This window comes from Streptomyces huiliensis (assembly GCF_020037025.1).
Lineage (GTDB): Bacteria > Actinomycetota > Actinomycetes > Streptomycetales > Streptomycetaceae > Streptomyces > Streptomyces huiliensis.
The window spans coordinates 14,290-36,920 of the sequence record NZ_JAIQLH010000141.1 but is presented as its reverse complement, the minus strand read 5'-3'; the positions used below and the strand labels follow the sequence as shown (position 1 = coordinate 36,920).

The 22,631-nt window shown below is 73.3% G+C and carries 10 protein-coding genes; 2 read left to right on the top strand and 8 right to left on the bottom strand.

The window, feature by feature from the left end; translation table 11 throughout:
* The 4 genes from JNW98_RS22765 to JNW98_RS22750 all read right to left on the bottom strand — a co-directional run.
* Positions 1 to 5,891: type I polyketide synthase (locus tag JNW98_RS22765; RefSeq protein ID WP_223770128.1), on the bottom strand; the 5,891-nt coding region annotated here is incomplete at its 3' end.
* 129 nt (positions 5,892 to 6,020) lie between these two features.
* Positions 6,021 to 7,667 (bottom strand): PfaD family polyunsaturated fatty acid/polyketide biosynthesis protein, encoded by a 1,647-nt coding sequence (locus tag JNW98_RS22760; RefSeq protein ID WP_223770127.1) that lies wholly within the window; start codon positions 7,665 to 7,667, stop codon positions 6,021 to 6,023.
* A 150-nt stretch (positions 7,668 to 7,817) separates the two neighbouring features.
* Complete coding sequence (locus JNW98_RS22755) at positions 7,818 to 8,945, bottom strand: SDR family oxidoreductase (protein ID WP_223770126.1); 1,128 nt, start codon at positions 8,943 to 8,945, stop codon at positions 7,818 to 7,820.
* A gap of 276 nt (positions 8,946 to 9,221) precedes the next feature.
* Positions 9,222 to 10,394 carry a type III PLP-dependent enzyme gene (locus JNW98_RS22750; protein ID WP_223770125.1) on the bottom strand — a complete coding sequence of 391 codons (1,173 nt, stop codon included), beginning with the start codon at positions 10,392 to 10,394 and terminating at the stop codon, positions 9,222 to 9,224.
* On the opposite strand from JNW98_RS22750, the gene JNW98_RS22745 reads away from it, so the two are divergent.
* Positions 10,390 to 10,704 carry a TauD/TfdA family dioxygenase gene (locus JNW98_RS22745; protein WP_223770129.1) on the top strand — a complete coding sequence of 105 codons (315 nt, stop codon included), beginning with the start codon at positions 10,390 to 10,392 and terminating at the stop codon, positions 10,702 to 10,704. The two genes, JNW98_RS22750 and JNW98_RS22745, sit on opposite strands and share 5 nt — an antisense overlap.
* A gap of 147 nt (positions 10,705 to 10,851) precedes the next feature.
* Here JNW98_RS22745 and JNW98_RS22740 read toward each other — a convergent pair whose 3' ends face one another.
* A complete protein-coding gene (locus JNW98_RS22740) occupies positions 10,852 to 13,005 on the bottom strand; it encodes a DEAD/DEAH box helicase (RefSeq protein ID WP_223770124.1) in 2,154 nt (717 codons plus the stop codon).
* A 52-nt stretch (positions 13,006 to 13,057) separates the two neighbouring features.
* Positions 13,058 to 14,413, bottom strand: coding sequence for a BREX system ATP-binding protein BrxD (brxD, locus tag JNW98_RS22735; protein WP_223770123.1), 1,356 nt, complete (start codon positions 14,411 to 14,413; stop codon positions 13,058 to 13,060).
* Between the two features lie 273 nt (positions 14,414 to 14,686).
* On the opposite strand from brxD, the gene JNW98_RS22730 reads away from it, so the two are divergent.
* Positions 14,687 to 15,634 (top strand): restriction endonuclease, encoded by a 948-nt coding sequence (locus tag JNW98_RS22730; protein WP_223770122.1) that lies wholly within the window; start codon positions 14,687 to 14,689, stop codon positions 15,632 to 15,634.
* 168 nt (positions 15,635 to 15,802) lie between these two features.
* Here the strand turns inward: JNW98_RS22730 and pglZ are convergent, their stop codons facing one another.
* Both pglZ and pglY read right to left on the bottom strand, forming a co-directional pair.
* Complete coding sequence (pglZ, locus tag JNW98_RS22725; RefSeq protein WP_223770121.1) at positions 15,803 to 18,718, bottom strand: BREX-2 system phosphatase PglZ; 2,916 nt, start codon at positions 18,716 to 18,718, stop codon at positions 15,803 to 15,805.
* Positions 18,718 to 22,617: a BREX-2 system ATPase PglY gene (gene pglY, locus JNW98_RS22720; RefSeq protein WP_223770120.1), complete on the bottom strand. Its 3,900-nt coding sequence runs from the start codon at positions 22,615 to 22,617 to the stop codon at positions 18,718 to 18,720. The genes pglZ and pglY overlap by 1 nt, the downstream gene beginning before the upstream one ends.
* Positions 22,618 to 22,631: the final 14 nt, after the last annotated feature.

Below are 22,631 nucleotides of genomic sequence, written 5' to 3'. Positions count from 1 at the left end.
CATTCCAGGGCCTGGGCCATGGGCAGGACGGGGGCGGTGCCGACGGCGTGGTGGGCGAGGTACGGGTGGCTGCGCGCGGTGGCCCGGACGCGGGCGGGCCGGAGGGCCGGGATGGCCGGGAGGGCGGCGGGCGTCCCGTACGCGTCGCCGTCGGGGCCGGCGGCGGTGAGGAGCACGCGCGTGTCGCGGCCGGGCGCGGCCAGTTCGCGGACGAAGGCGCGGGCGCCGGCCTCCAGGGACAACAGCGGGACGCCGGCCGCCGCGAAGTGCGCGGCGAGGGCCGGGGTGACCATGCCGCCGCCCCAGGGGCCCCAGGCGAGGGAGCGGACCAGACAGCCGGGCCGCGCGGCGGCCTCGGCGGCGGCCACCTGGTCGAGGACCTCGTTGGCCATGGCGTAGTCCGCCTGGCCCGCGTTGCCGTGGCAGGCGGCCACGGAGGAGAAGAGGCAGACGACGCGCAACGGGTCGCCGGCGGTGGCGTCCAACAGGGCCCGCAGCCCGTCGGTCTTGGTGCCGAAGACGTGGTCGAACTGCTCGTCGGTCTTCTCGGCGAGGTACCGGTCGGCGAGGACGCCCGCGCCGTGGACGACACCCGTCACCGGCCCCCACTCGACGCGGACGGCGTCGAGGGCGGCGCGCACGGCCTCGGGGTCGCGGACGTCGGCGGCGACGTAGCGGACCGGGGAACCGGCCTCCTCGACGGCGGCCAGTGTCGCCGCGACCTCGCGGCCGGCCAGGACGCGCCGGGCCCGCTCGGTGAGCGCGGCCGGGGGCAGGTCCGCGCCGGGCCCGGCGGCGAGGGCGCGGACCAGCTCGGCCTCGTCGGCGTCCGGCGGCAGGCCGGGTGGCTCCTCGTCCGGTTCCGTCCGCCCGATCAGGACGATGCGGGGCCGGTGGGCGCGGGCGAGCTCGACCAGGGCGGCGGCCGTCACGCCGCGGGCGCCACCGGTGGCCACGACGACGTCGTCGGGGCCGAGGACCGGGGTGCCGTCGGCGGCCTCCTCGGCGAGGGGCGCGGGGACGGCGGCCGGGGTCACCCGGCTGCCGTCCCCGCGCAGGCCCACGTCCAACAGGGGGCCGCCGGTGAGGAGTTCGGCCACGAGGGCGTCGGCGGTCTCCTCCGGCGTACGGCCGGTCCGCTCGCAGTCGACGGCCTTGACGGCGGCGGCCGGGCACTCCCGGGCCACGGTACGCGCCAGTGCCGCGAGCCCGCCGGACCAGGCGCGCAGGCCCTGCCCGCCGCCCAGGCCGAAGTCGCCGCCGGTGTCCTGGACGGTGACCAGGACCCCGCCGCGCTCGGCGAGCCGCGGCGCCATCAGCCGGGCGGCGCGGAACGCGGCGCGCTGCGCCTCCAGCATCCCGTCCACATCCACGTCCGCGCCCTGCCGCAGCCCGCCGAGCAGCAGGACGCCGTACGCGTCCCCGGGGATCTCCTCGGCGGCGGCCACGGCGTCCGCGGCGACACCCTCCCGGGCGAGCCGCTCGGCGACGAGCTTGCCCAGCCCGGACCCGCCGTCGACGACGGCCAGCGGACCGTCAGCCGCCAGGCCCGCCATGGCCAGCCCCGTGGGGGGCGCGGCCACGGCGCGGACGACGTGGCGGGCGGTACGGGCGGAGGGCACGGGGAGGGGGCGGTCGGGTGGGGCGGGGGTCGCGTCGTCGGCTGGGGTGTCGGCCTGGGCGGTGATGGTGGGGGTCGCGCCGCTGGTGGCGCCGCTGGTCGCGCCGCCGGTCGGGGCGGGCGCTGGGGTGGGCGCTGGAGTGGGCGGGGTGCCGGCCGCGTCGTCGGCCCGGGCGGGTGCCGGAGTGGGCGGGGCGTCGGCCGTTTCCTCTGTGCCTCCCATGGCCGCCGCGACGAGTTTGTCGACGATCTGCCGGAGCGTGTGCAGGGTGGCCAGCTCGGCCGGGTCGCCCTGCGGCAGGGCGCCCAGCCTGCGACGCAGCGAGGAGAGGATCTCCACCTTCTTGATGGAGTCGATGCCGAGGTCGGCTTCGAGCCGCATGTCGAGGTCGAGCATCTCCACCGGGTAGCCGGTGCGTTCGGCCACGACGGACAGCAGCACCGTCCCGACGTCCTGCGAGGGCGCGGCGGGTTCCGGCGCCGGTGGCGCCGGCGCCGGCGCGGGTGCCGCGGGTGCGATGGCGGCCGGTGGCGCGGGGACGGCCGTCGCGGGCGGCTCGGGGAGCGGCCAGGGCGGCGCGGAGGACAGCGGGGCCGAAGAGGCCGGCGGCGTCACGGCGTCGGCGAGGGCGTGTTCCGCGTCCGGCGGCGCGCCGAGCAGGGCGGCGAACGAGCTCTCGGCGACCTTCAGGAACGCCAGATGGCTCTCCGTCATCATCCGCTGGTACGCCGCGTGCGCCTCGGCGGTCTGCCGCTGGGCCTCTTCGACGAGCTGGGCCCAGGCCCCGGGCGCGACCGGCGGGGCGGGCGAGGTGGCCGAGACCGGAGATGGTGCCGACGGATACGGGGTGCCCAAGGCAGCGTGGCCCGGGGCTGTATGGCCCAGGGCGGCGTGGCCCGGAGCACCCTGGTCCGGCGCGCCGGCGTACGAAGCGGTGCGGTCCGGAATCGTACGGTCCAAGGCGCCGTGGCCCGGGGCGACGCGACCCGCGGCAGCGTGGTCCGAACCACCGTGGCCTGGGACGACGCGGTCCAAGGCAGCCTGGTCCAGGGCAGCCTGGTCCAGGGCAGCGTGGTCCGGGGTCGTGCTGTCCGGAGCAGAGGGGGCCCAAGCGCCGTGACCCGGCACAAGGAGGCCCGGAGCACCGTAGTCCGCAGCACCGTGACCCACGCCAGCGTGGTCCGGACCCGTATGGCCCGGAGCACCGCCGCCCGAAGTACCGCCGCCCGTAGGGCCGCCATCCGTAGGGCCGCCGTCCGTAGCGACGAGGTCCACCCGTCGCGGTTGGGGCCTGCCGAGGTTTCCGCCGTCGATCTTCACCGTCATCGTGGGTCGTCGCTCCTGCTCGGGCTCGGGTTGCGCGGGCGGGGTGTAGTGCCGCCAGTAGGGGGCGAAGTCCAGGGGGACGCCGTGGACGGCGAGCCGGGCCAGGCCGTCCTGAAGGGCCGTCACGCCGTGCCGGTCCCGGTGGTCGAAGGAGACGGCCAGGTGCGGGCGGTCACCGAGGATCCGTCCGACCAGGCCCGTCAGCACGCTGCCCGCGCCGACCTCGGCGAAGACCCGGACCCCGGCCGCGTACATGGCCTCGACCTGCTCCGCGAACCGGACCGGGCTCACGAGGTGCCCGGCGAGGCGGTCGCGGATCAGGGCCGGGTCGGCCGGGTAGGGGGCGGCGTCGGTGTTGGACCACACCTCCAGGCCGGGGGCGCCGACGGACGCGTCCGCGAGCGCAGCGGCGAAGGGCTCGCGGGCCGCACCGACGAGCGGGCTGTGGAAGGCGGCGGACGCCGGCAGTCCGGTGGTGTCCGTCCCTGCGGCGGCGAAGCGGGCGGCGGCGGCCGCGAGGGCCTCGGCGGTGCCGGAGAGCACGGTCTGCCGGGGGCCGTTGCGGTTGGCGATCCACACGTCGGCGAGGCCGGCCTCGGCGAGGGCGTCGGCGGTCTCCTCCGGTGACGCCGCGACGGCGAGCATGCCGCCGGGGGCGCCGCCCGCCGCGTCGCGCATGAGCTCGCCGCGGCGGTGGGCCAGGCGCATGAGGGTGGCCGCGTCGTAGGCGCCGGCCGCGTGCAGGGCCGTGAGTTCGCCCAGGCTGTGCCCGGCCGTGCAGTCGGGGCGCAGCCCGACCTCGCCGAGGACGGCGAGCAGGGCGAGGCTGTGGGCGGCGAGGGCGGGCTGCGCCCAGCGGGTGGCGGTGAGCAGCGCCCGCTGGGCGGCGCGGGTGGCGTCGTCCGTCGCGGGCGGCGGGAAGACGACCCGGTGCAGGGGCGGTTCGCCGGGGCCCTGCCGCCTGTCACCCGGGTCCTGCCCGTCACCGTGGTCCTGCCCACCGTAGTCCTGCCCGTCACCGTGGTCCCGCCCGCCGTCCGGGTCTCGCCCCTCGTCGTCGGGTCCCGCCGCCGCGTCCCAGGCGGCGTGCGCGGCGGGTTCGTGGACGGCGAGGTCGGCGCCCATGCCGACGTACTGGGAGCCCTGGCCCGGGAAGAGGAAGGCCAGCCGGCCGGTCTCGGGCCGCCCGGTGGCGAAGTGGAGCGCACCCGGCTCGGACCAGGACTCCCCGCCCTCGCCCCCGCCCCCGACTCCACCCCCGCCCCCGAGGCGCTCGTCCGCCCGCGCGAGGCGGTCGGCGAGCCCGGCGGCGTCCTCGGCGATGACGGCCAGCCGCAGCGGGTCGTCGGCGCGGAACGCCTCCTGGCAGCGGCGGGCGAGGTCGGCGAGGCGGAACGTTCCGTCGGCGCGGCCGGCCTCGGCCTCGGCGCGCAGGGCCGCGACGCGCTCGCGCAGCTCCTCGGGCGTCGCGGCGCCGAGCAGGACGAGCTCGGTGGGCGCCGTACGGGCCCGGGGCGGTACGGCCGCGCCGGGCGGCGGGACGTGCTCCTCAAGGGTGACGTGGAAGTTGCTGCCGCCGAACCCGAAGCTGGAGACGGCCGCGCGGCGCGGGTGGCCGGCGGGGCGGATCCAGGGCCGCGCCTCGGTGTTGAGGTAGAAGGGGCTGCTGTCGATGGCGAGGCCGGGGTGGGGCCGGCCGGCCTTGAGGGTGGGCGGCAGCACCTTGTGGTGCAGCGCGAGGACGGCCTTGAGCAGCCCGACCGCGCCCGCGGCGCACTTCGTGTGCCCGATCTGGGACTTGACGGACCCGAGGGCGCACCACTGGACGGCGTCGGGCCGGTCCTCGTGGTAGATCTCGCGCAGGGCGGCGAACTCGGCGTGGTCGCCCGCGCGGGTGCCGGTGCCGTGGGCCTCGACGAGTCCGACGGTGGCGGGCCCGTAGCCGGCCTCCGCGTAGGCGCGGCGCAGGGCGCGGGCCTGGCCCTCGGGCAGCGGGGCGTAGATGGCGGTGCCGCGGCCGTCGGAGGAGCCGCCCATGCCCCGGATGACGGCGTAGACCCGGTCGCCGTCGCGCAGGGCGTCGTCGAGGCGCCGGAGCGCGAACATGGCGAGGGCCTCGCCGAGCATGGTGCCGTCCGCGTCGGCGGAGAAGGGGCGGCAGTCGCCGGTGGGGGAGAGGGCGGGGGTGGTGGTGAAGCAGCGGAAGGTGCCGATGCCGTTGGAGGTGTCCACGCCCCCGGTGATCACCAGGTCGGAGCGGCCGAGGGAGAGTTCGTCGAGGGCGGTGGAGAGGGCGGCGAGGGAGCTGGCGCAGGCGGCGTCGGTGGTGTGGTTGGTGCCGTGCAGGTCGAAGCGGTTGGCGATGCGCCCGGCGACGATGTTGCCGAGGCCGCCGGGGAAGCTGTCCTCGTCGGGCTCGGGGTAGTGGGCGGCGATGCGGTCGCACAGCGTCCGGGCCGTCTCCTCGTCGATGCCGCCCTCGCGCAGCGCTTCGAGCCAGACGGGCCGCTGGGTGCGGTGGCCGCCCTGGGTGAGCAGTTCCAGGGCGCCGGTGCCGAGGATGACGGAGGCGCGGTCCCGGTCGAGGGCGTCCGGGCCGCGGCCGGCGGCGGCGTCGCGCAGCACCTGGCCGGCGACGAGCAGGGCGAGCAGCTGGGCGCTGTCGGTGGAGGCGAGGGCCGACGGCGGGATGCCGTGGGCGAGTGGGTCGAAGTCGACCTCGGGCAGGAAGGCGCCGCGGTCGACGTACACCTTGTCGGGGGTGCCGGGGACCGGGTCGTAGTGGTCCTCCACCCGCCAGCGGGTCGCCGGGACGCGGGTGATCAGGTCGCGGCGGCCGAGGACGAGGCGCCAGCTCTGCTCGACGTCACGGGCGTCGGGGAGCAGGGCGCCGAGGCCGACGACGGCGACGGGGACGCGGCCGGTGGTACGGGTGGCGGTCATGCTCGGCTCCGTAGTGTGCCGGCGGCCGGGGGCCGCGGCGGGCGATCGGGGTTCCGGTTGTCCGGCTTCCAGGCTTTCGGGGGTTTCGGGGTTTCCGGGGTATTCAGGGCATTCAGGGCTGACGGGTCGTCAACCAAGGGGGCGCGGGGTGAAGGCGAACGCGGCGTCGGGGACGGGGACTCCGTACGAGCGCAGCTGGTGGGCGCGGGTGAGGACGGCGGCGCCCTCCAGCAGGTTGCGGGCGATCTGGACGACGGTGCGACGGGCCGGGTCGGCGAGGAAGCCGTGGGCGGTCCAGCGGTTGAAGGCGCCCATGGCCGGGCCGCACCAGATCTGGTAGTCGGCCCGGCGCTCGGCGCGCCCCTCGATGGCCCACCGGCTCGACCTGCCGAGGTACCAGCGGAAGACGAGGGCCGTGCGGTGCCGGGCGTCCGTCGCGGCGCGGGCGGCCTGGGCCGGGTCGCGCCGCTCCCAGAAGCGGCGGGTCTCCTCCCACACGTCGTCGAACGGCCGCCGCAGGATGTCCCGTTCGACGGCGGCGCGCTGCTCCGCGGGCACGTCCTCCCAGCAGTCGTGGTCGCGGTAGAGCTCGTACAGCCGGGCGGCGCGGGAGGCGAAGAGCGTGCCGCGCCGCAGCACCTGGAGCCGGACGCCGAGTTCGAACATGTCGGCGGCGGGGGCCATGGCGACGTCGGCGACGTCGGCTTGGGCGAGCAGCGCCTTGGCGTCGTCGGAGAGACCGGACTCGACGGCGGCCTGGTTGACCGAGCCGGTGAGGACGTAGGCGGCCCCGAGCGCGAAGGCGCCGGCGACCGCCCCCGGGGTGCCGAGCCCGCCCGCGGCGCCGACCCGGACCGGCCGGTCGTAGCCGTGGGCGCGGGCGAGGGTGTCGCGCAGGGCGAGGACGGCGGGCAGCAGGACGGTCAGCGGCCGGTTGTCGGTGTGCCCGCCGCTGTCCGCCTCCACGGTGACGTCCTCGGCCACGGGGACGCGCGCGGCGAGTTCCGCCTCGGCGGCGGTGAGCCGGCCCGCGGTGACTAGGGGGCGCAGCAGCTCGTCGGGGGCGGGCGAGAGGAAGGCCGCGGCCGTCTCGGGGCGGGAGACCTTGGCGAGGATCCGGGTGCGGCGCACGACCCGGCCGTGCGCGTCGCGGCGCAGCCCGGCGGCGGCGACGCGGACGACGGCGGGGGTCAGCGCCATGAACGCGGACGCGGAGACGGCGGGGACGCGGTGCTGGACGAGGAGGTCGGCGACGCGGTCCTCCAACGCCGGCTCGGCGGGGGAGTGGATGAGGTTGACGCCCCAGTTGGGGCGGTCCCCGAGCCGGCCGGCGAGCGCCCGGACGGCGGCCTCGACGCGGTCCGGGCCGAGGCCCGCGGCGCCGAAGAAGCCGAGCAGGCCGGCGTCGGCGAGGGCGGTGACCATGCCGGTGGTGGCGATGCCGTTGGCCATCTCGCCCGCGATGTACGGGAAGCGGGTGCCGTGGGTCTCGTTGAACGAGCGGTCGCCGAGCCACTCGGGGTAGAGCGGCGGCAGGGTGCCCAGCAGGGGGAATCCCTCGTCGGTGCCGTCCGGCTCGGGCGAGCCGTCGACGGCGGCGCCGACGCCGCCCGCGGGCAGGGCGAGCAGCCGGACGGGCTCCCGGACCCGGGCCACGAGCGGCAGCACGTCGGCCGCGGTACGGGCGGGCGGATGGGGTCCCGGATACCAGCGGGCGCCGGCCGGGGCGGCGGGCGCGGGCGCGGGAGCGGGCGTTCCGTCGAGCAGTTGGGTCATCGCTCACGTCCTGGGTGCTTCACGGTCCTGGGTGCTTCACGGTCCTGGGTGCTTCACGGTCCTGGATGCTTCACGTCCTGGGTGCTTCACGGTCCTGGGTGCTTCAGGGGCTTGGGTGCTTCACGTCCTGGGGGCTCACGTCCGGTGCGCTCACGGGCCGAGCGCGGCTGCCGCCGGCCCGGCGGTGACGGGCGTCGTTCCGGACAGCAGGTAGGCGAGGTCGACGTCGGGCGGCGGCGGCAGCCCGGCGAGCAGGCGGCGGGCCGCCGCGTCGTCGAACCGGCGCCGGTGGCCGAGGTACGGGGTGAAGCCCGGGTAGAAGTCGGCGACCCGCTCCGCCTCGGTCGGATCGGGCACGCCGTCGGGGCGCAGGTCGAGGCGTACGGGCAGGAAGCGCTCGAAGAGCCGGACGAGCACCGCCATCGGGGTGTCGCGCGGGTGCACGACGTGGAAGACGCCCGGGGAACGGTGGGGGAAGCGCTCGGAGATCAGCACCATGGCCTCGGCGGCCCACTCCACGGGCAGCAGGTTGAGGTGCCCGTCCGCCCGGCCCGGCATCCGCACGACGGGCGGGGGCGCGCCGGCCGGGAGCCCGAGCCCGGCGAGCTCGGCGGCCTCCAGCCCGGAACGGGCCATCTCGGCGAGGAACTGCAAGGGGTGCGGGGGCAGTCCGGGGCCCGGCGGGAGGTCGCTGACCAGGATGCTCGGCCGCAGGACCAGGGCCGGCCGGCCGTACCGCCGGCACCAGTCGCGGACCAGCAGCTCGCCCTCGTACTTGGACCGCTCGTAGTGGTTCTCGAAGCCGTGCGTGTCGGTCGGTTCGCGTTCGCGGGCGACGCCGTCCCGCAGGCCGCCGGCGACGAAGGCGGTGCTGACGTGGTGCAGGCGCGGGCAGCGGCGGCCGGCGGCGGCGAACTCCAGGACGTGCCGCGTCCCCTCCACGTTCGTGGTGCGCAGGCTCGCGAGGTCGGCGTTGAGCCGGATGTCCCCGGCGCTGTGCCAGACGGCGTCCACCCCGTCGGCGAGTTCCTGGAACCGGCGCGCCGGCAGGCCGAGGCGCGGCAGGGAGACGTCCGCCTCGACCACCCGCACCCGGTGCCGCAGCGCGTCGAGCAGGGGGGCGGGCGCGGCCATCCGCGTGAACGCCTCCGCCAGCCGCTCCCGCGCGTCCCGCGGCCGGGGCCGGGCCAGCACGGTGACCTCGGCACCGCGCCGCAGCAACCGCGGCAGCAGCCGGCACCCGAGGAACCCGGTGGCACCCGTCAGCGCGATATGCACGGCCCACTTCTCCCGACCTTGGAGTCTCCCGGCCCCGGGCTTCCGACCTTGGAGTCTTCCGACCCAGGAGTCTTCCGACCCGAAAGTCTTCCGACCCGGAAGTCTTCCGACCGTGGAGGCGACGAGACGGCGGATGGCGCGGTGAACATCATTTCGCCTGGAATGCGTATTTTGTGCACCGCGCAGACGAACATACACGCCAAGCGGCTGCCCGACGGCGAGGGCGACCCACGGCGTGCCGCTCGGCGCCCGTCCGTACCGCCCGCGGTCTGTGCGTCAGCTCAGGTAGTGGAAGGTGGGCGGCGGGTGCATGAGGAAGTCGTGGTGGGAGATGTTCCAGGCGTAGGCGCCGGCCAGGGCGAAGGCCACCCGGTCGCCCGCCCGCAGGGCGTCGACCGGCACCCGGCGGGCGAACACGTCCCTGGGGGTGCAGAGCTGCCCGACCAGCGTCACCGGCTCCCGGTGGGCGGCCGGACGCGGCCAGGGACGGGCCCATCCCTCCGCGGGCAGGACGGCGAAAGGGTGGTCGTGTCCCTTGGCGGCCGGGGTGCGCATGTGGTGCGTGCCACCGCGGAGCACGGCGAACGCCTCACCCCGGCTGTGCTTGACGTCGAGCACATCGGTCACGTACCAGCCGCAGTAGGCGGCCAGCGACCGTCCGGGTTCGACACGCAGGGTCAGTCCGCGGTGTGCCGAGAGGACGCGGCGCAGCCCGTGCCCGTAGGCGGCCCAGTCGAACCGCGCGTGGGGACGGGCGTAGTCGACGGCCATGCCCCCACCGGCGTTCACCTCGGCGAGGCCGACGCCGTGCCGCCCCGCGAACTCCGCCGCCCACCCGGTGACGTGGCGGGCGACGGCCGCGAGCGCGACGGCGTCCAGCCCGCCGGCCAGGTGCGCGTGGACGCCGCGGAACCGCACCCGGTGCCGACCCGGCCGCCGCAGGCAGGACGCCGCGTCATCCGGGTCGAGGCCGAACGGCGCGGGGCGGCCGCCCATGGCGAGCGCGGCGTGCTCCCCGTGGCCGTCCGGGAGCGGCAGGTTGACCCGGAGCAGCACGTCCACGGGTGTCCGGGCGAGGGAGGCGAGGAGCCGGAACTCGTGTGCGCTCTCCACGCGCAGGCGCTCGGCGCCCAGCTCCAGGGCGAGCCGGAGCTCCGCCTCCGTCTTGCCGGGGCCGCCGAAGGCGAGGGGCGCCCCCGGCACCGTGCGCCGGACGTGGGCCAGCTCGCCTCCGGAGGAGACCTCGAAGCCGTCGACATGGGGTGCGAGGGTGCGCAGGATCTCCGGGGCCGGATTGGCCTTGGCCGCGTAGTGGAGCTCGGCCCGCTCTGGGAGCTCCGCGCGGACCGCGCGGGCGTGCCGGTCGAGGGCGGCGAGGTCGTAGACGTAAGCGGGGAGCGCGGGGGGCGGCAGCCGCCGGGCGTGGGCGGCGACGCGTGGCCCGATCACGAGGAGACACCCTCCGGGTACCTACCCCGTCTTCCGACGCGACGCGGGCCGCTTGAGTGTCCGGTACGTCCGCTCCTGGATCACCCGCGGCCAACAGGAGCACGGAACCCCGCTGTCCACCGCCCAGACCGCCGCCCTGGACGCCTTCGACGAGATCCTGGCGGACCCCCGCATGCCCCTGCGCGTCCGACTCCGCCGCGGCGACCTGCTGCTCCTGGACAACACGACCATCCTGCACGGCAGAACCCCGTTCACCGACCCACCCCCACCCCACACCGGCCGCTGCCTGACACGGGTGTGGGCCGACTGATCCGCTCGTCACCTCCGCGTAGGGACCGGCGACGGGACCTCGGGGGGTGGCGGCTCCGCAGGGGCCACGGGAACGCGGTGTCAGAAGCGCAGCAGTGCCCCGATGCTGCTGTCGTTGTTGAGGGCGAGCAGGCCGCTTGCCTATTGCTCAGCTCCCCCATTCCATCCGCACGGGCTCACGGGCCGCGGCGAGGGCGCCGTCGAAGTCGGCGAGGCGTTCGGCGAGGGTGGTGGTCGCGATGCGGGGAGGTAGGGCCACCGAGAACTTCAGGCCGCGGACGGCGCGCGGGTCGACGGTGGGCAGGGTGAGGGAGTCGGGGAGTTCGGCTCGGGCGGTCTTCCAGTCGGCGGGGGAGAGGTCCTGGCGGAGCCGGACGTGCGTGTCGGTCGGGCGCTGCACCGGGTCGGCGAGGTTGCCGAGGGAGGCGGCGAGAGTGGCGTTGGCGCGGTAGCCGGCCCAGGTCCACCAGCGGGTGGCGTCCGCGTCGTGGACCAGAAGGGTGCCTGCCGGGTGGACTTCGTAGGGTGCGCGGTCCATGCGGAGTCCGGCGAGGGCCGCGGTGGCGCGGCGGGTGAGGCGTACGTCGGGGTCGGCGCCGAGGAGGACGTCGCGCATGGCACGGGTGAGGACGTACGACAGGCCGCGGGCCTCGCTGCCCTGCCATTTGGCGATGCCGCCGTCCTCGACGGGCTCGACGAAGGCACGGCGTCGGGCCCAGTCGATGAAGGTGACCTGCCAGCTGCGGCCGGCCAGGAGCAGGCGGCGCGGGCCCTGGCGTTCCTCGGTGAGGACGGTGGGATCGGTGGTGCCGATCTCGGTGCGTCCGGCGAGCACGGTGAACTCGGGGGGCGCGGTGAAGGAGGCGGTCAGCTCCATGAAGTGGCGGCGGCCGAAGTGCTTCTCGGCTTCGGGGCCGATGAACAGCATGCCACCGTCGCTGTCGAGGAAACCGCCCGCGACCAGGTGGGACAGGATGGGCGCGGCGGACTGGTCGAAGGGGGTCAGGCCGTTCCACTGCTCGGGCCACAGACGGTCTCCGATGCGGTGTTCCTGCAGTGTGACTGCGAAGAGTTGCTGTGCGACAAGGTGGCGGGGTGAGGGCGGCGGGGCAACGGGTTCCACCCAGCCGCGGGACCACAGGGTGAGCAGGCCGGCGGCCTGGAGCAGTGTGTCGGGCCGGGTGGCGAGGAACAGGCAGTTGCGGGAGGTTCCGGCGCGGCGCCCGGTGCGGCCGATGCGCTGCAGGAAGGAGGCAACGGTGCCGGGTGAGTCGATCTGGATGACGCGGTCGAGGTCACCGACGTCGATGCCGAGTTCGAGGGTGGAGGTGGAGACGATGACGCAGTCGCGGGCTTCGGCGAACGCTTGCTCGGAGCGTGCGCGTTCGTCGGTGGAGAGGGAGGCGTGGGAGAGGAACACGGCGACGCCGCGGGCGCGCAGTGCCGCACCGAGCTCCTCCACCTGCCTGCGGGAGTCGCAGAAGACGAGCCGTTTCTCGCCCCGGTGCAGTGCGGAGATCACCTTGGCGGCGTTGGCGAGCGATCCGACGTAGTCGAGCTCTACCTCTCCTGCGGGGCGCGAGAGTTCAGCGGGGGCAGTGCTATTGGTGGTGGGCAGAGAGACGCCGGGGGCGACGACCCGGCCGAGGCGGTCGGCGGGGCGCGCGCCCTGGAGCCAGGTGAGCAGGTCGCCGGGGTTGCCCACAGTGGCGGACAGGCCGATGCGCTGGATGGGGTGACCGGCAAGTCGCTCCAGGCGTTCGAGCACGGCGAGCAGGTGCCAGCCGCGGTCGTCCCCGGCGAAGGCGTGCACCTCGTCGACGACGACGGCACGTACCCGGCCCAGCATGTGCGCGTGGTCGGTCTTGACGCTGATGAGCATCGCTTCGAGAGACTCAGGCGTGGTGAGCAGGAAGTCGGGGGATTCAGTGCGGATACGGCGGCGCACGGACTCGGGGGTGTCGCCGTGCCAGAGGGCGGCCCGACGCCCCAGCCACTGGGCGTAGCTGTCGACCCGGTGCACCAGATTGTTCAGGAGTGCCTTGAGTGGGGCCAGGTAGAGGACGGAAGTGCCGGTCCAGCACTTCTCTCGCATGGCGGACAACAGTGGGAAGGTGGCGGCCTCCGTCTTCCCGCCCGCCGTCGGCGCGAGAAGGACCGCGTCCTCGCCGTCCATCAGCGGATGCACGGCGGCCTTCTGCAGGGGGCGCAGATCGGGCCACCCGAGTGTGTTGACGATGTGGTGCAGGACTACCGGGTCGAGGCGTTCCACCGGGTCGGTGCCGCGCGACTGCTCCTGCACGTCTGTGACTCCTGCGCTGGTCGTCAAAGTTCGGGACTCGGGAAGTGGGTCTTCACAGTTCGAGTTCGAGGTCGTCCGCCGAGGCGGTCGGCACGGGCGCGGCGAAGTTCCGTTCGGTGGCGGTGAGGTCACCACTGCCCACGGTCAGCTTGTAGTGCGTGCGCGGGTCGAAGTCCGGGAACTGGTCGATCCGGTCGAGTACGTCTCCGACCAGCTTCTTCAGGTACAGCCGTGGTGCTACTCCGACCTTTCCCCCAAGGGCCCCGCCCACGGCCCGTGCCAGGTCGGTGAGATACGTGTCGTCGGCGAGCTGCTTGATCCGGTCGGGGGACCGGGAGCCTTCGGCGTACAGGTCACGGATGGTGGCGCCCAGGCCGGTCAGTGACTCTTGGGTGAATCCGGGCAGCCGTATCTGGACGGCCCGGGGGTTGTCGAAGCGGGGGTCGGTGGTGAAGTCGGTGGCGAGGCGTTGGGCGAGCGGTGCGAGTCGCTGTACGCCCTGCTGCCCATCGTAGAAGGCGGGCGTGCCGGTGATGACGAGGTACAGGCCGGGGAAGCGGCCCGAGTGGACTTCGTCGATGAGCTGCCGCAGTGCGTTGAGTGCCTTGTCGCGAGCGTCGGAGCGGACCCGTTGCAGGGTTTCCACTTCGTCCAGGACGAGGACGAGCCCGGCGTGCCCGGCGTCCCGGAGCACGGTGAGCAGGCCCTGCAGGAAGCCGAAGGCGCCGAAGTGGTCGAGGTCGCCTCGGACCCCTGCGCTGCGCCGGGCGGCCGCGGCGACGTGCGGCTGGCCCCCGAGCCAGGACAGCACCGCAGCGGCGGTGGCTTCGTCGCCGGCGTCCAAGGACTGCTTGTATCCGCGCAGGGCGGTGGCGAACGCCGGGGCTTGCCTGGACACTTCGGCCAGGCGGGCAGTAAGCAGTCGGTCCACGGCCTCCGGCAGTTCGCTCTCCCCCACGCCGTCGGCGAGTGCGTCCTCCTCCAGCGCATAGAACCAGGCGTCGGCGACCGGGCGCAGGGCACTGGGCGGGAAGCTCGCGGTGGTCAGGCGTTCGGTTAGCCGCCGGTAGACAGTCTCCAGCTTGTGCAGTGGGGTCTCGGTCTCTGACACCTGCACCTCGGCCACGGCGAACGTGCGCCGTTTGGCTCGCTCGCCGAGCCAGCGGGTGAAGAAGGTCTTGCCGGAGCCGTACTCGCCACGCACGGCCTTGAACACCGAGCCGCCGGCGGCGACGGTGTCCAGCTCCTCGTCGACCGCCTGCTCGAAGCGACCGAGTCCGGTGGCGAGCAAGTCGAGGCCACTCTCGGGCACGGCGCCACGCCGCAGTGCGTCCACCACGGCCCGCCGTCGTACGGCGCCGACCGGGGCGGCGGCGGGCCCGGATGCTGAAGATCCAAACGCGTTCACCCGAACAGTCTCCCATCCGGCCGCCGCATACGAATCGCAGCGCAAGACGAACAGACTGGCTGAGGCTCGCGGCGGTGATCCCGGCCGAGTACGGCTCCGACCAGGTTGTGTACGACATGGCATCACCTAGGCTTCCCCTCGGCGTGAAACATCCGAGGGGGGACCTTGAGTATCCAAATGAGCACGGCGCGGACGATGGCTTGGCGACGGGCGCTACGGGGGCCGGAGCTTGGGCAAGCCCTCCTGCCTGGCACAGAGACAGGTACCGAGGGCATGCGTCAGCGGTTGCTGATCCTGCAAGGCAAGCTGAAACGCTGCGTCACGGTGTTGCAGGCTCACCAGGAGACCGTCGCCCGTGCCCCCCGGATCGATGCTCTTGTCCTCGGCCTGGTTGAAGACGATCGCTGTCTCCTACGCGATGTAAAGCGATGTGACGACGTAGTCGGCGAAATCGAAGACACGCTCACCGAAATCTTCCGGGAGCTGATGGCGGCCGACCTGAAGTCGGAACGGCGTCGGCAGGAAGCGGAGCGTCTTTCCGATCGGATCGGGGATACATTCCCGTACTCCTCCGGTTGGAACCTGGCGGACGAGATCTCGGAGACCTTCACTTACGCTGCGTCGCCGCTACTGAGAGCGGAGGGCGGGATCCTCTTTGGGCCAACCGCCTTGTTTGTCAAGCGCTATGCCGAGCACGCGGTGTTCACCCGCATCATGCACAAGGACGTCATCTTGCGGTTGACGCGCCTCCGACGGGTGGTCAGGGAGGCCCTGGAAGGCCCCCTCCTCCAGGAGCCCACGTTGATGGACTTGGAGGACATCGACGAACTGCACCACAGCCAGTTCGAGAGGCTGATCGCCGACCTCCTCGACCGTGACGGATACCGGATCATCCGCTCGGGTGGGGGTCCCGGGGACATGGGCGCCGATGTCCTCGCGGCCGATCCCCTCGGGCGGTTCGTGATGGTGCAGGCGAAGCACTTCCTCGCCGGCGGTGGTTCGGTGGGCCAGCCCGTCGTGCAACACCTGTACGGCGGAGCCATGGCCACGCACCCCTCGACGTTGCCCGTCGTCGTGACGAATGGAAGGCTCACCGGCGGAGCGAAGGGGTGGGCAGCGGAAGACTGCCGCGTGCGGCTGATCGGCCGCGAGGAGTTGCGGCGGTGGGCGGAGAACGGGGAAAGCCTGGAGTCGGTCCTCAAGGGCACCGGTCCCGCATAGAGATCGCCCGTCTCAATATGCGGGTGCCCGCCCCCATTGGGGCCGGTGGCGACGACCGATGTTAGGCCCAAGAGCGGCCGGACACCCGTGTGGAGACCGGGCGGCCGGCGCGCGGAACGGGCGGGGTGGCGAACCGCCCCGCCCGTCACAGCCGCAGCGTTCTCTGGTTCACAGCTCGAACTGCTCGATCAGTTGGGTTCGGTGCAGGCGCAGGGTGCGGTTGTCGGGAAGAATCTCCAGGATCTGGGCGCCGTCGTAGTTGAGCAGCTGAGCCAGGGTCGTGGCGAAGCCGCGCGCTCGGGAAGCAGGTTGGCCTGCGCGTTCGGCGAGGGCCGTCATCGGCAGGGTGCCCGCCTCGACGAGCGCGGCGAGAGCCTTCGGAGCGGCCTTACCCAAGAGCGACCTGCGGGCGAGCAGGTCCAGCTGTGCCTGGTACAGCTCGGTGGCCATGAGGCGTTCCACCAGAGCGGTGGCCGCGTCCTCTGCCGGAGCGGAGGCCGATACGGCCGCAGGCTCCACCACAGGGGAGGTGGGTTCCTGCGGTGCGGACGGCGCGACCTCGTCCTCGCCGAAGAGGCTGATGGCTCCCTCGATTACGAGCGAGGCGGCCTTCGTGGTCTGCTTCCGACGCGGGCGCGCTACGGAGGTGTCAGGCAGGGCACCCGCGTCGGCTTTGGTGCCTCCGGTGTCCGCTGCGGCGCTATCTTGAGGGTTCTCCGCCCACCAGGAGGGTGCCGGGTCGCCCAACTCCCGCCACCCCGTGGGTGGCTCGGCGCCGAACGGCAGCAGGGCGAGCAGCGGGATGGCGAACTCGGCGAGGGTCGCCCCGCCGTGGTAGCCGGCCTTCAGCGAGGTGTACCGAGTGTCGTGGTCCCGCAGCGCGATGATCTTTGATCCGGGCTCGGGCCAGACCACCCGTGGCCCGGACAGCTCGATCTCGGCCGCCGTGATGGGACCGCCGGGGCTGCGGTGACGGGCCGAGCCGATGGTGGCACCGGTCACATCAACTCTGCTGCTGCGTCGCTCGATCACGTGGCCGTGGTCGGAGGTGAGGAGCACGGTCATGTCGTTGGCGCGGGCGGCTCGCAGCAGCGGCTCAAGGCCGCCGATCTCCTTCGCTTCCCAGGTGCCGTCGCCAAGCTTCTGCTCCTTGGCGAGCCGGTCGTCCACGGTGTTGAGGACGACTGCGACATGGGTGTGCCCGTCGGCGAGCGCGTCGGCGAGAGCAGTGGAGAAGGGGGAGCCGGTGTCGGGGCTGCGGAGGTCGTCCTTGTGGAAGACGGCAGCCGGGGCCCCGTTCCAGCAGGAGTGCAGGGGGAAGAGCCGCTTCTCGTCGCTCTGGTCGCCCATCATCAGAGTGCCTGCGAACAGCGAAGTACGGGAGACGGCGGTCAGGGTGGGCAGCGCAGCGGCCACGGCACGCCGGGCCGGTGCTCCGGCCGCGTCCTGCAGCGGATCGAACTCGGACCAGTGTCCGTGCAGTTCCTCACCCAGTTCGGCCGCGATCGCCGCGCTCATCCCGTCGACGAGAAGGAGCAGAACGCGTCGGCCGGGGCAGGCCACGATGGGCGCGACGACTCGGTCCAGGAAGCTTTCCACGGTGAGCATGGCGCCGGGGGCGGTTCCGTCGGCGGTCCACCCCGCGAGCCGCTCGGAAAATGCGCGGTCCAGCTCGCGGCGCTTGGCTCGCACCTGCGCGCCGATCCGGCTGTAGGCGTCGGCGAGTACGTCGTCCGCGTCGCCACCCGCATCCAGATGTTCCAGGGCCCGGTCCACCCAGCCGAGTTCGTGCATCTGACGGGCGATTCCGTCGGCCACCGAGGCGATGTCGGGGGCAGACCGGGACGTGAGCCACCGCTGCAGCCGCGCCGCCATCCGTACCCGTTTGATACGGGCGCGGGTGGCGCCGTCGGAGGCCAGGGCGTGCTTGACCAACGCGGTGACGGTGGCTGTGACCGCCTCCGTACCGCCGTCGGCCAGGGCGCGTCCCGCGGCGGTGAAGCGGGCGTCGAGTCCGGCCGCGAGCAGCGGGCTGGCAGCTGCGGCGGTCTGTGCCCCGAACTGGGCGACGAGCTGCGCGGCTCTGCTCAAGACCGGGTCGGCGAGCCGATGCTCGCCCCGGTCGACGAGGCCGTGGACGTACGCCTCGCCGTTGCGCCCGAAGGAAGTCAGGAGTCTGTCGAGTTCGTCGCCCTGGGCGGGCGGCTGGTCGCCGAGCCACCGCTCGGCGCGCCCGCGTGCCCGGTACAAGTCGTGGTCGGCCTCCGCGTGCCCCCAAAGGGCCGCGCAGACGACCGCGTATGCGGCCGCGTCCGCCCCGTGCTCGGCTTCCACCAGGGCGGTGACGATCCTGCCGGTGGAGCCTCCCTGCTCGGGTTCGGCGAGGAAGCGGGCCAGGCCGGCCCGTTCCGGTCCACGCAGGTCACGCAGGAGGTCGGGGCCGCCGGGGATGAGGGTCCACCGGAACAGCGCGACGGGATCGATGCGGTCTCCGTCGTCGTGTGCGGCCGGCCCGCCCAACGCGTCCTTGTGGTGGCGGTCGAGCCTCAGCCGTCGCCTGGCCAGCCGCGTGAGGGCCTCGTCGCGGGAGAGGAGTCCCTTGCCGAGCGAGGGCCAGCCGCGGTTCGCCGCTGCGTCGAGGAGCGCTTCGGCCGCCCAGGTCTCGCTGCGCAGCCGGCCGTCGAGACCGCGCGCGTCGAACGCCTCCTGTACGACCTCCCAGTTGTCGACGGACCGTATCCTTCCGCCGTAGACGCGGGCGAGCAGCCCGGGGTCGAGGTCGGTGTCCTCGACGTCGGTGAGGACGACCAGGACCTTGGGGTCGGGAGGAACCGCCGCGTCGAGGTGGCCCAGGATCTGCTCGTGCACGGCCAGCACTGACGGCGCGGCGGCCACCCGCGCCTGCAGCCCGCCCGCTGTCCGCTGCACGGCGGGCCCGTCCCAGATGGGAGCGGCCCGCAGCAGCAGTACGCGAACGGCGCCGTCGCCGAGCCGGCTGCGGGTGGCGAGGTACTGGCGGACGGTTCCCGCGGACAGCCGGGCGGGGCCGGCAGTCGCGGAAGCTGTGGTGAGGGTGTCGGACATCAGTCGACGACCTTCCAGGTGACCTCGACGATGGCGTTCGGGTGCTCGGCCGCCAGCGCCGCGATCTCCGCTTGCAGCTCGGCGGCGGCCTGTGCTGCGGTGGTCCGCCCGCCGCCGGAGCGGGCCGCGGCCCGCGACGATGTGCGCAGGCCCGGCTGTTGCGTCGTCTCCGGCAGCACCAGCGGGTGGGCGGAACCGCCGTTCAAATCCACGCCATCGGAGCTCGGCGGCGGAGTGGGCGACGGCTGGGGGCGCTCAGCCGAGGCTTGGCGAGACCTCAGCAAGGACAGCACCTCCCGGCCACCGGCATTCAGCACACCCGGTAGATCCGGGTAGTCGCCCGGGTCGCCGGCGGCGGCATCCCGCACCCGCTCCAGGACGGCCGCGCCGTGCACGCCGAGGGTGTCGGCCAAACCCAGCTGGTCCCAGCTGGTGCTCTGCAACGCGCCGGCGACCTTCCCGGCGCTCTTCAACGACATGCCGTACCGGTGGGCGGTGAAATCGCCGAGGTCGAAGCGGGCGAGCCGCTCCACGACGGTCTTCGCCTCGATGCCGGCTTCCGTCACCTCCTTGACCAGCTCCTGCGCGCGCCGAGCGAGCACGAGCCGGGGTGAACCGTCATTCAGCTGGAGGAAGTCCCGATGCTTCTCCAGCTCCCCGACGAGCCGCCCGGCGTCCTGGGAGAGTGCGGCGGCCGCCCGCTTGATCTGTCCGGCGAACTGGTTGACGATACGCCCGCGCCGCAGCTGCGGCGCCCGGTCACCGAGCACGGTCTCGAAGCGCTTGCGCGCCTGCTCCCAGTCGCTCTCGTCGGGCAGTTGCTGCTCGCGCAGGGCGTAGTCCGGCTTCAGCTCGTGCGGTGCCGGCGCCGGTTCGACGGGAGCGCCGCCGCGCACCCAGACCCGGTCGGTCATCTCCGCGTACGCGGCGGCGAGCAGCCGGCGCAGGGGCTCGGGCAGTCCGCGCGGCTCGGGAAGATCACTCCAGTCGGAGAGCTTGACCAGGGTCGGCTCGGCGGTGCCGTTCCGGCGTACCTGGGCGTTGAAGTGGTCGGTCCAGGCCGTGGACTGCCGGTAGTACGCCTCCCGCATGGCGCCGAGCCCGAGGCCGCCCGCGATCCGCGCCATGGTCTTGCGGTCCTTGGAATCGACCTCGACCTGGCCGTCGCGGTCCTCGGCGGCCTTGCGCACGTACTCGAAGACGGCCCTGATCTCGGCAGGCTTCACAGGCTTGCCCGTGCCGTCGGGATCCAGGTCGGGGTGGGCGGGGTACTGGTGGGCGAGCAGCTTGCCGGCCACGTCGCGGGCGGCGGCATCCAGGGATGCACCAAGCGGAAGCCGCAGCTCGGGAACATCCTGCTGGGCGACCAGATGGGTATCGAAACTGAGGTCGACAACCCCTTCCTGCTTCTGCGCGAGCCCGTACGCCTGCCGCAACGCCTGGGTGACGCGCTCGGTAAGGATGGCCAGCTGCGACTGGAGCATGCCCTTGGCGCGCACCTTGTCGTCGGCGTTGAGGCTGCGCGCGAAGTCGGAGTCGAAGCGGACCTCGTCGGCGAGGGCCTTGTCGATGACGACGAGGCGCTCGAAGTCGCCGCGGGCGGCATCGGTCAGGTGGGTGGGCAGCCAGGCCAGGGTGCGAGAGTCGCCGCCGGGCTTCTCCCGCAGAGCGCGCAGCCGCTGCAGGTCGTCCATCGGCCCGAACTCGCCCTCGTCGTACGGGAAGTCGACAACGAGCCGCCAAGCGTCGTCCTGGCTGGGCCGCAGGGTCGCCTCGGGGAGCGAGTCGACCTCGGCGACGTTACCGAAGACCACCTCGACCTGCCGTTCGGTTCCCCTCCACACCAAGTTGAGCACGTCGTACGCGTCGAAGCCGCCGGGCCCATCGGTGACGCCGAGCGCCTCCTTGAGCAGGCCGCGCATCTTGGCACGTCGGTTGCCCTGGTTGTTGTGGACCTGGGCGTTCGCGAGAACGGCGTCCAGGTCGACACCGGTGAGCTCCAGACGCACCACCGCCCCTGGCCCGGTCCCTGTGACCTTGATTTCAGGGAAGGTCGCCGCCCACTCCTTCACCTTCTGCTCGAGCCGACCGACCTCGGTGCCTGCGATGCGGGTGGTGATGGAGCCGTGGTTGAGGGCATGCAGCCGCGCCAGCGTGAGATCGGCGAGCGCCGGGACGCTGGGCGCGAGTGCGGAGAGCAGCAAGGTCTGAAGCAGCCGGCTGTCGCCGGTGAAGTCGCGGCAACGGGCGGCGAGCTGCGGGTCGCCGAGGGCAGCGGGACGGCGCCGGTACGCCTCGACCTGGTCCTCGGTGACCTGGTTGGTCTTCAGTAGGTACGGGCGAAGCTTGTCCCGGTACAGCTTGTCTGCAGCCTCGAAGTGAACACTGGTCTCCCCGCTGAACGCCTTGTCACCGCCGCCCGCGATCGCCGGGTACAGATCGCCCAGCGGTACGAGCTGCCCGAGCCGCCAGTCGTCACGGTGATCGACGAGCAGCTGGCTCATCAGCTTTAGACCGGTGCGGGAGCGCTGCAGCGCGGCGGAGATGTGCACCAGGGTGTCCATGAACGCCGGCGGGAACGGGTACGTCCGCCGGAACGCGGCCTCGTCCGCGCCGGTGGTGGACTTGTCGTGGCCGAGCAGGGTGTCCCAGACGTCCGGACCGAGCCTCTTGGCCTCGGCGAAGGCCGCCTCCACCTTCGCCTCCGCCTCGGGGGTGGTAGGCGTGAGCAGACGAGCCTGCGCGATCTGCGGGAGGTTGCGGTCCTCCAGGACGATCTTGTCGAACCGTCCGCCGCTGAGCTTCAGGCTGTCCTGGACGGCTGCCTCAGCGGCCCCCGACATCTCCTCGCCGACGAGTTCGCGCAGGTCGCGCTGGCGGGCAATGAACGACACCACCGGGATGGCACGCCGCTCATCGCCGCCCTCCACGAAGTTCGTGATCTTGTCGGCTTCGCGTGAGACGAACTTCTGGTCGTGGATGCGGGAGGCCAGCCACAGGATCAGCTCGTCCATGAAGAGGACCAGGCCGTCGTATCCCAGGGACTTGGCGTGCGCGGCTATGATGCCGAGCCCCTTGTCCAGGGAAACGAACCCGTCGGCATCCTCTGAGGCGTTACGCGAAAACGACGGGAACAGGGTCTGGGCGAGATCCTGTACGAGACGCGCCCGCAGTTCCCGCGGCGTGGAGGGGTTCTCCAGGTCGAGATCCTTGGTGTTCTCGTGCTCCTCTGGCGCGTTCACTGCTTGGTCGAGCAGCTCGGTGGTCCAGGCGAAGGAGTCGCCCCACTCGTCTTCCTGGCCGTCGCCGGCGTCGGCGAGCTGCTCGATCACCCGGTCGTCGCCGTTGCGGCGGCGCTGCTCGGCGAAGTCCTCGAAGAGTCCGTCGGTCCGGTAGACCTGTGGCAGTGAGCATGTGGGGTGCAGCTTGCGCACGTGCTCCACGTACTTGCCAAGGACGCGCTGCTCCAGGGACTTGGAGCCCAGCATGTGATACGGCACCAGCAGGAACTTGCGATTGTCCGCGTCCAGCCAGGCGTGCCGGGTCCGCACCGGGTCGAGGTCGGCGCGCGTCCGGGCGGCCTGGTTCCGCGACAGCAGCGCGTAGAGCACCGCCATGAAGTGCGACTTACCGGAACCGAATGAGCCGTGCAGGTAGGCAGCCTTGGACGAGTGGCTGTCCAGTGCCGACTTGATCAGGTCGAGGGCCTCGTCGAAGTTGCCGAGCAGCCGGTCGGTGACGACGTAGTCCTTCAGCGCCGCCTCGGCCCCCTCGGGAGTGACCGCCTCGTTCAGCTTCAGCACGAAGTCGGAAGTGGACACCGACTCGGGGACGTTAATCAACTCCCGAAGCAGCGGCCGGTCCTCGGGGCGAGGGGTGTTCCTGCTCATGAACGCCATGGTGTATCTGCTCC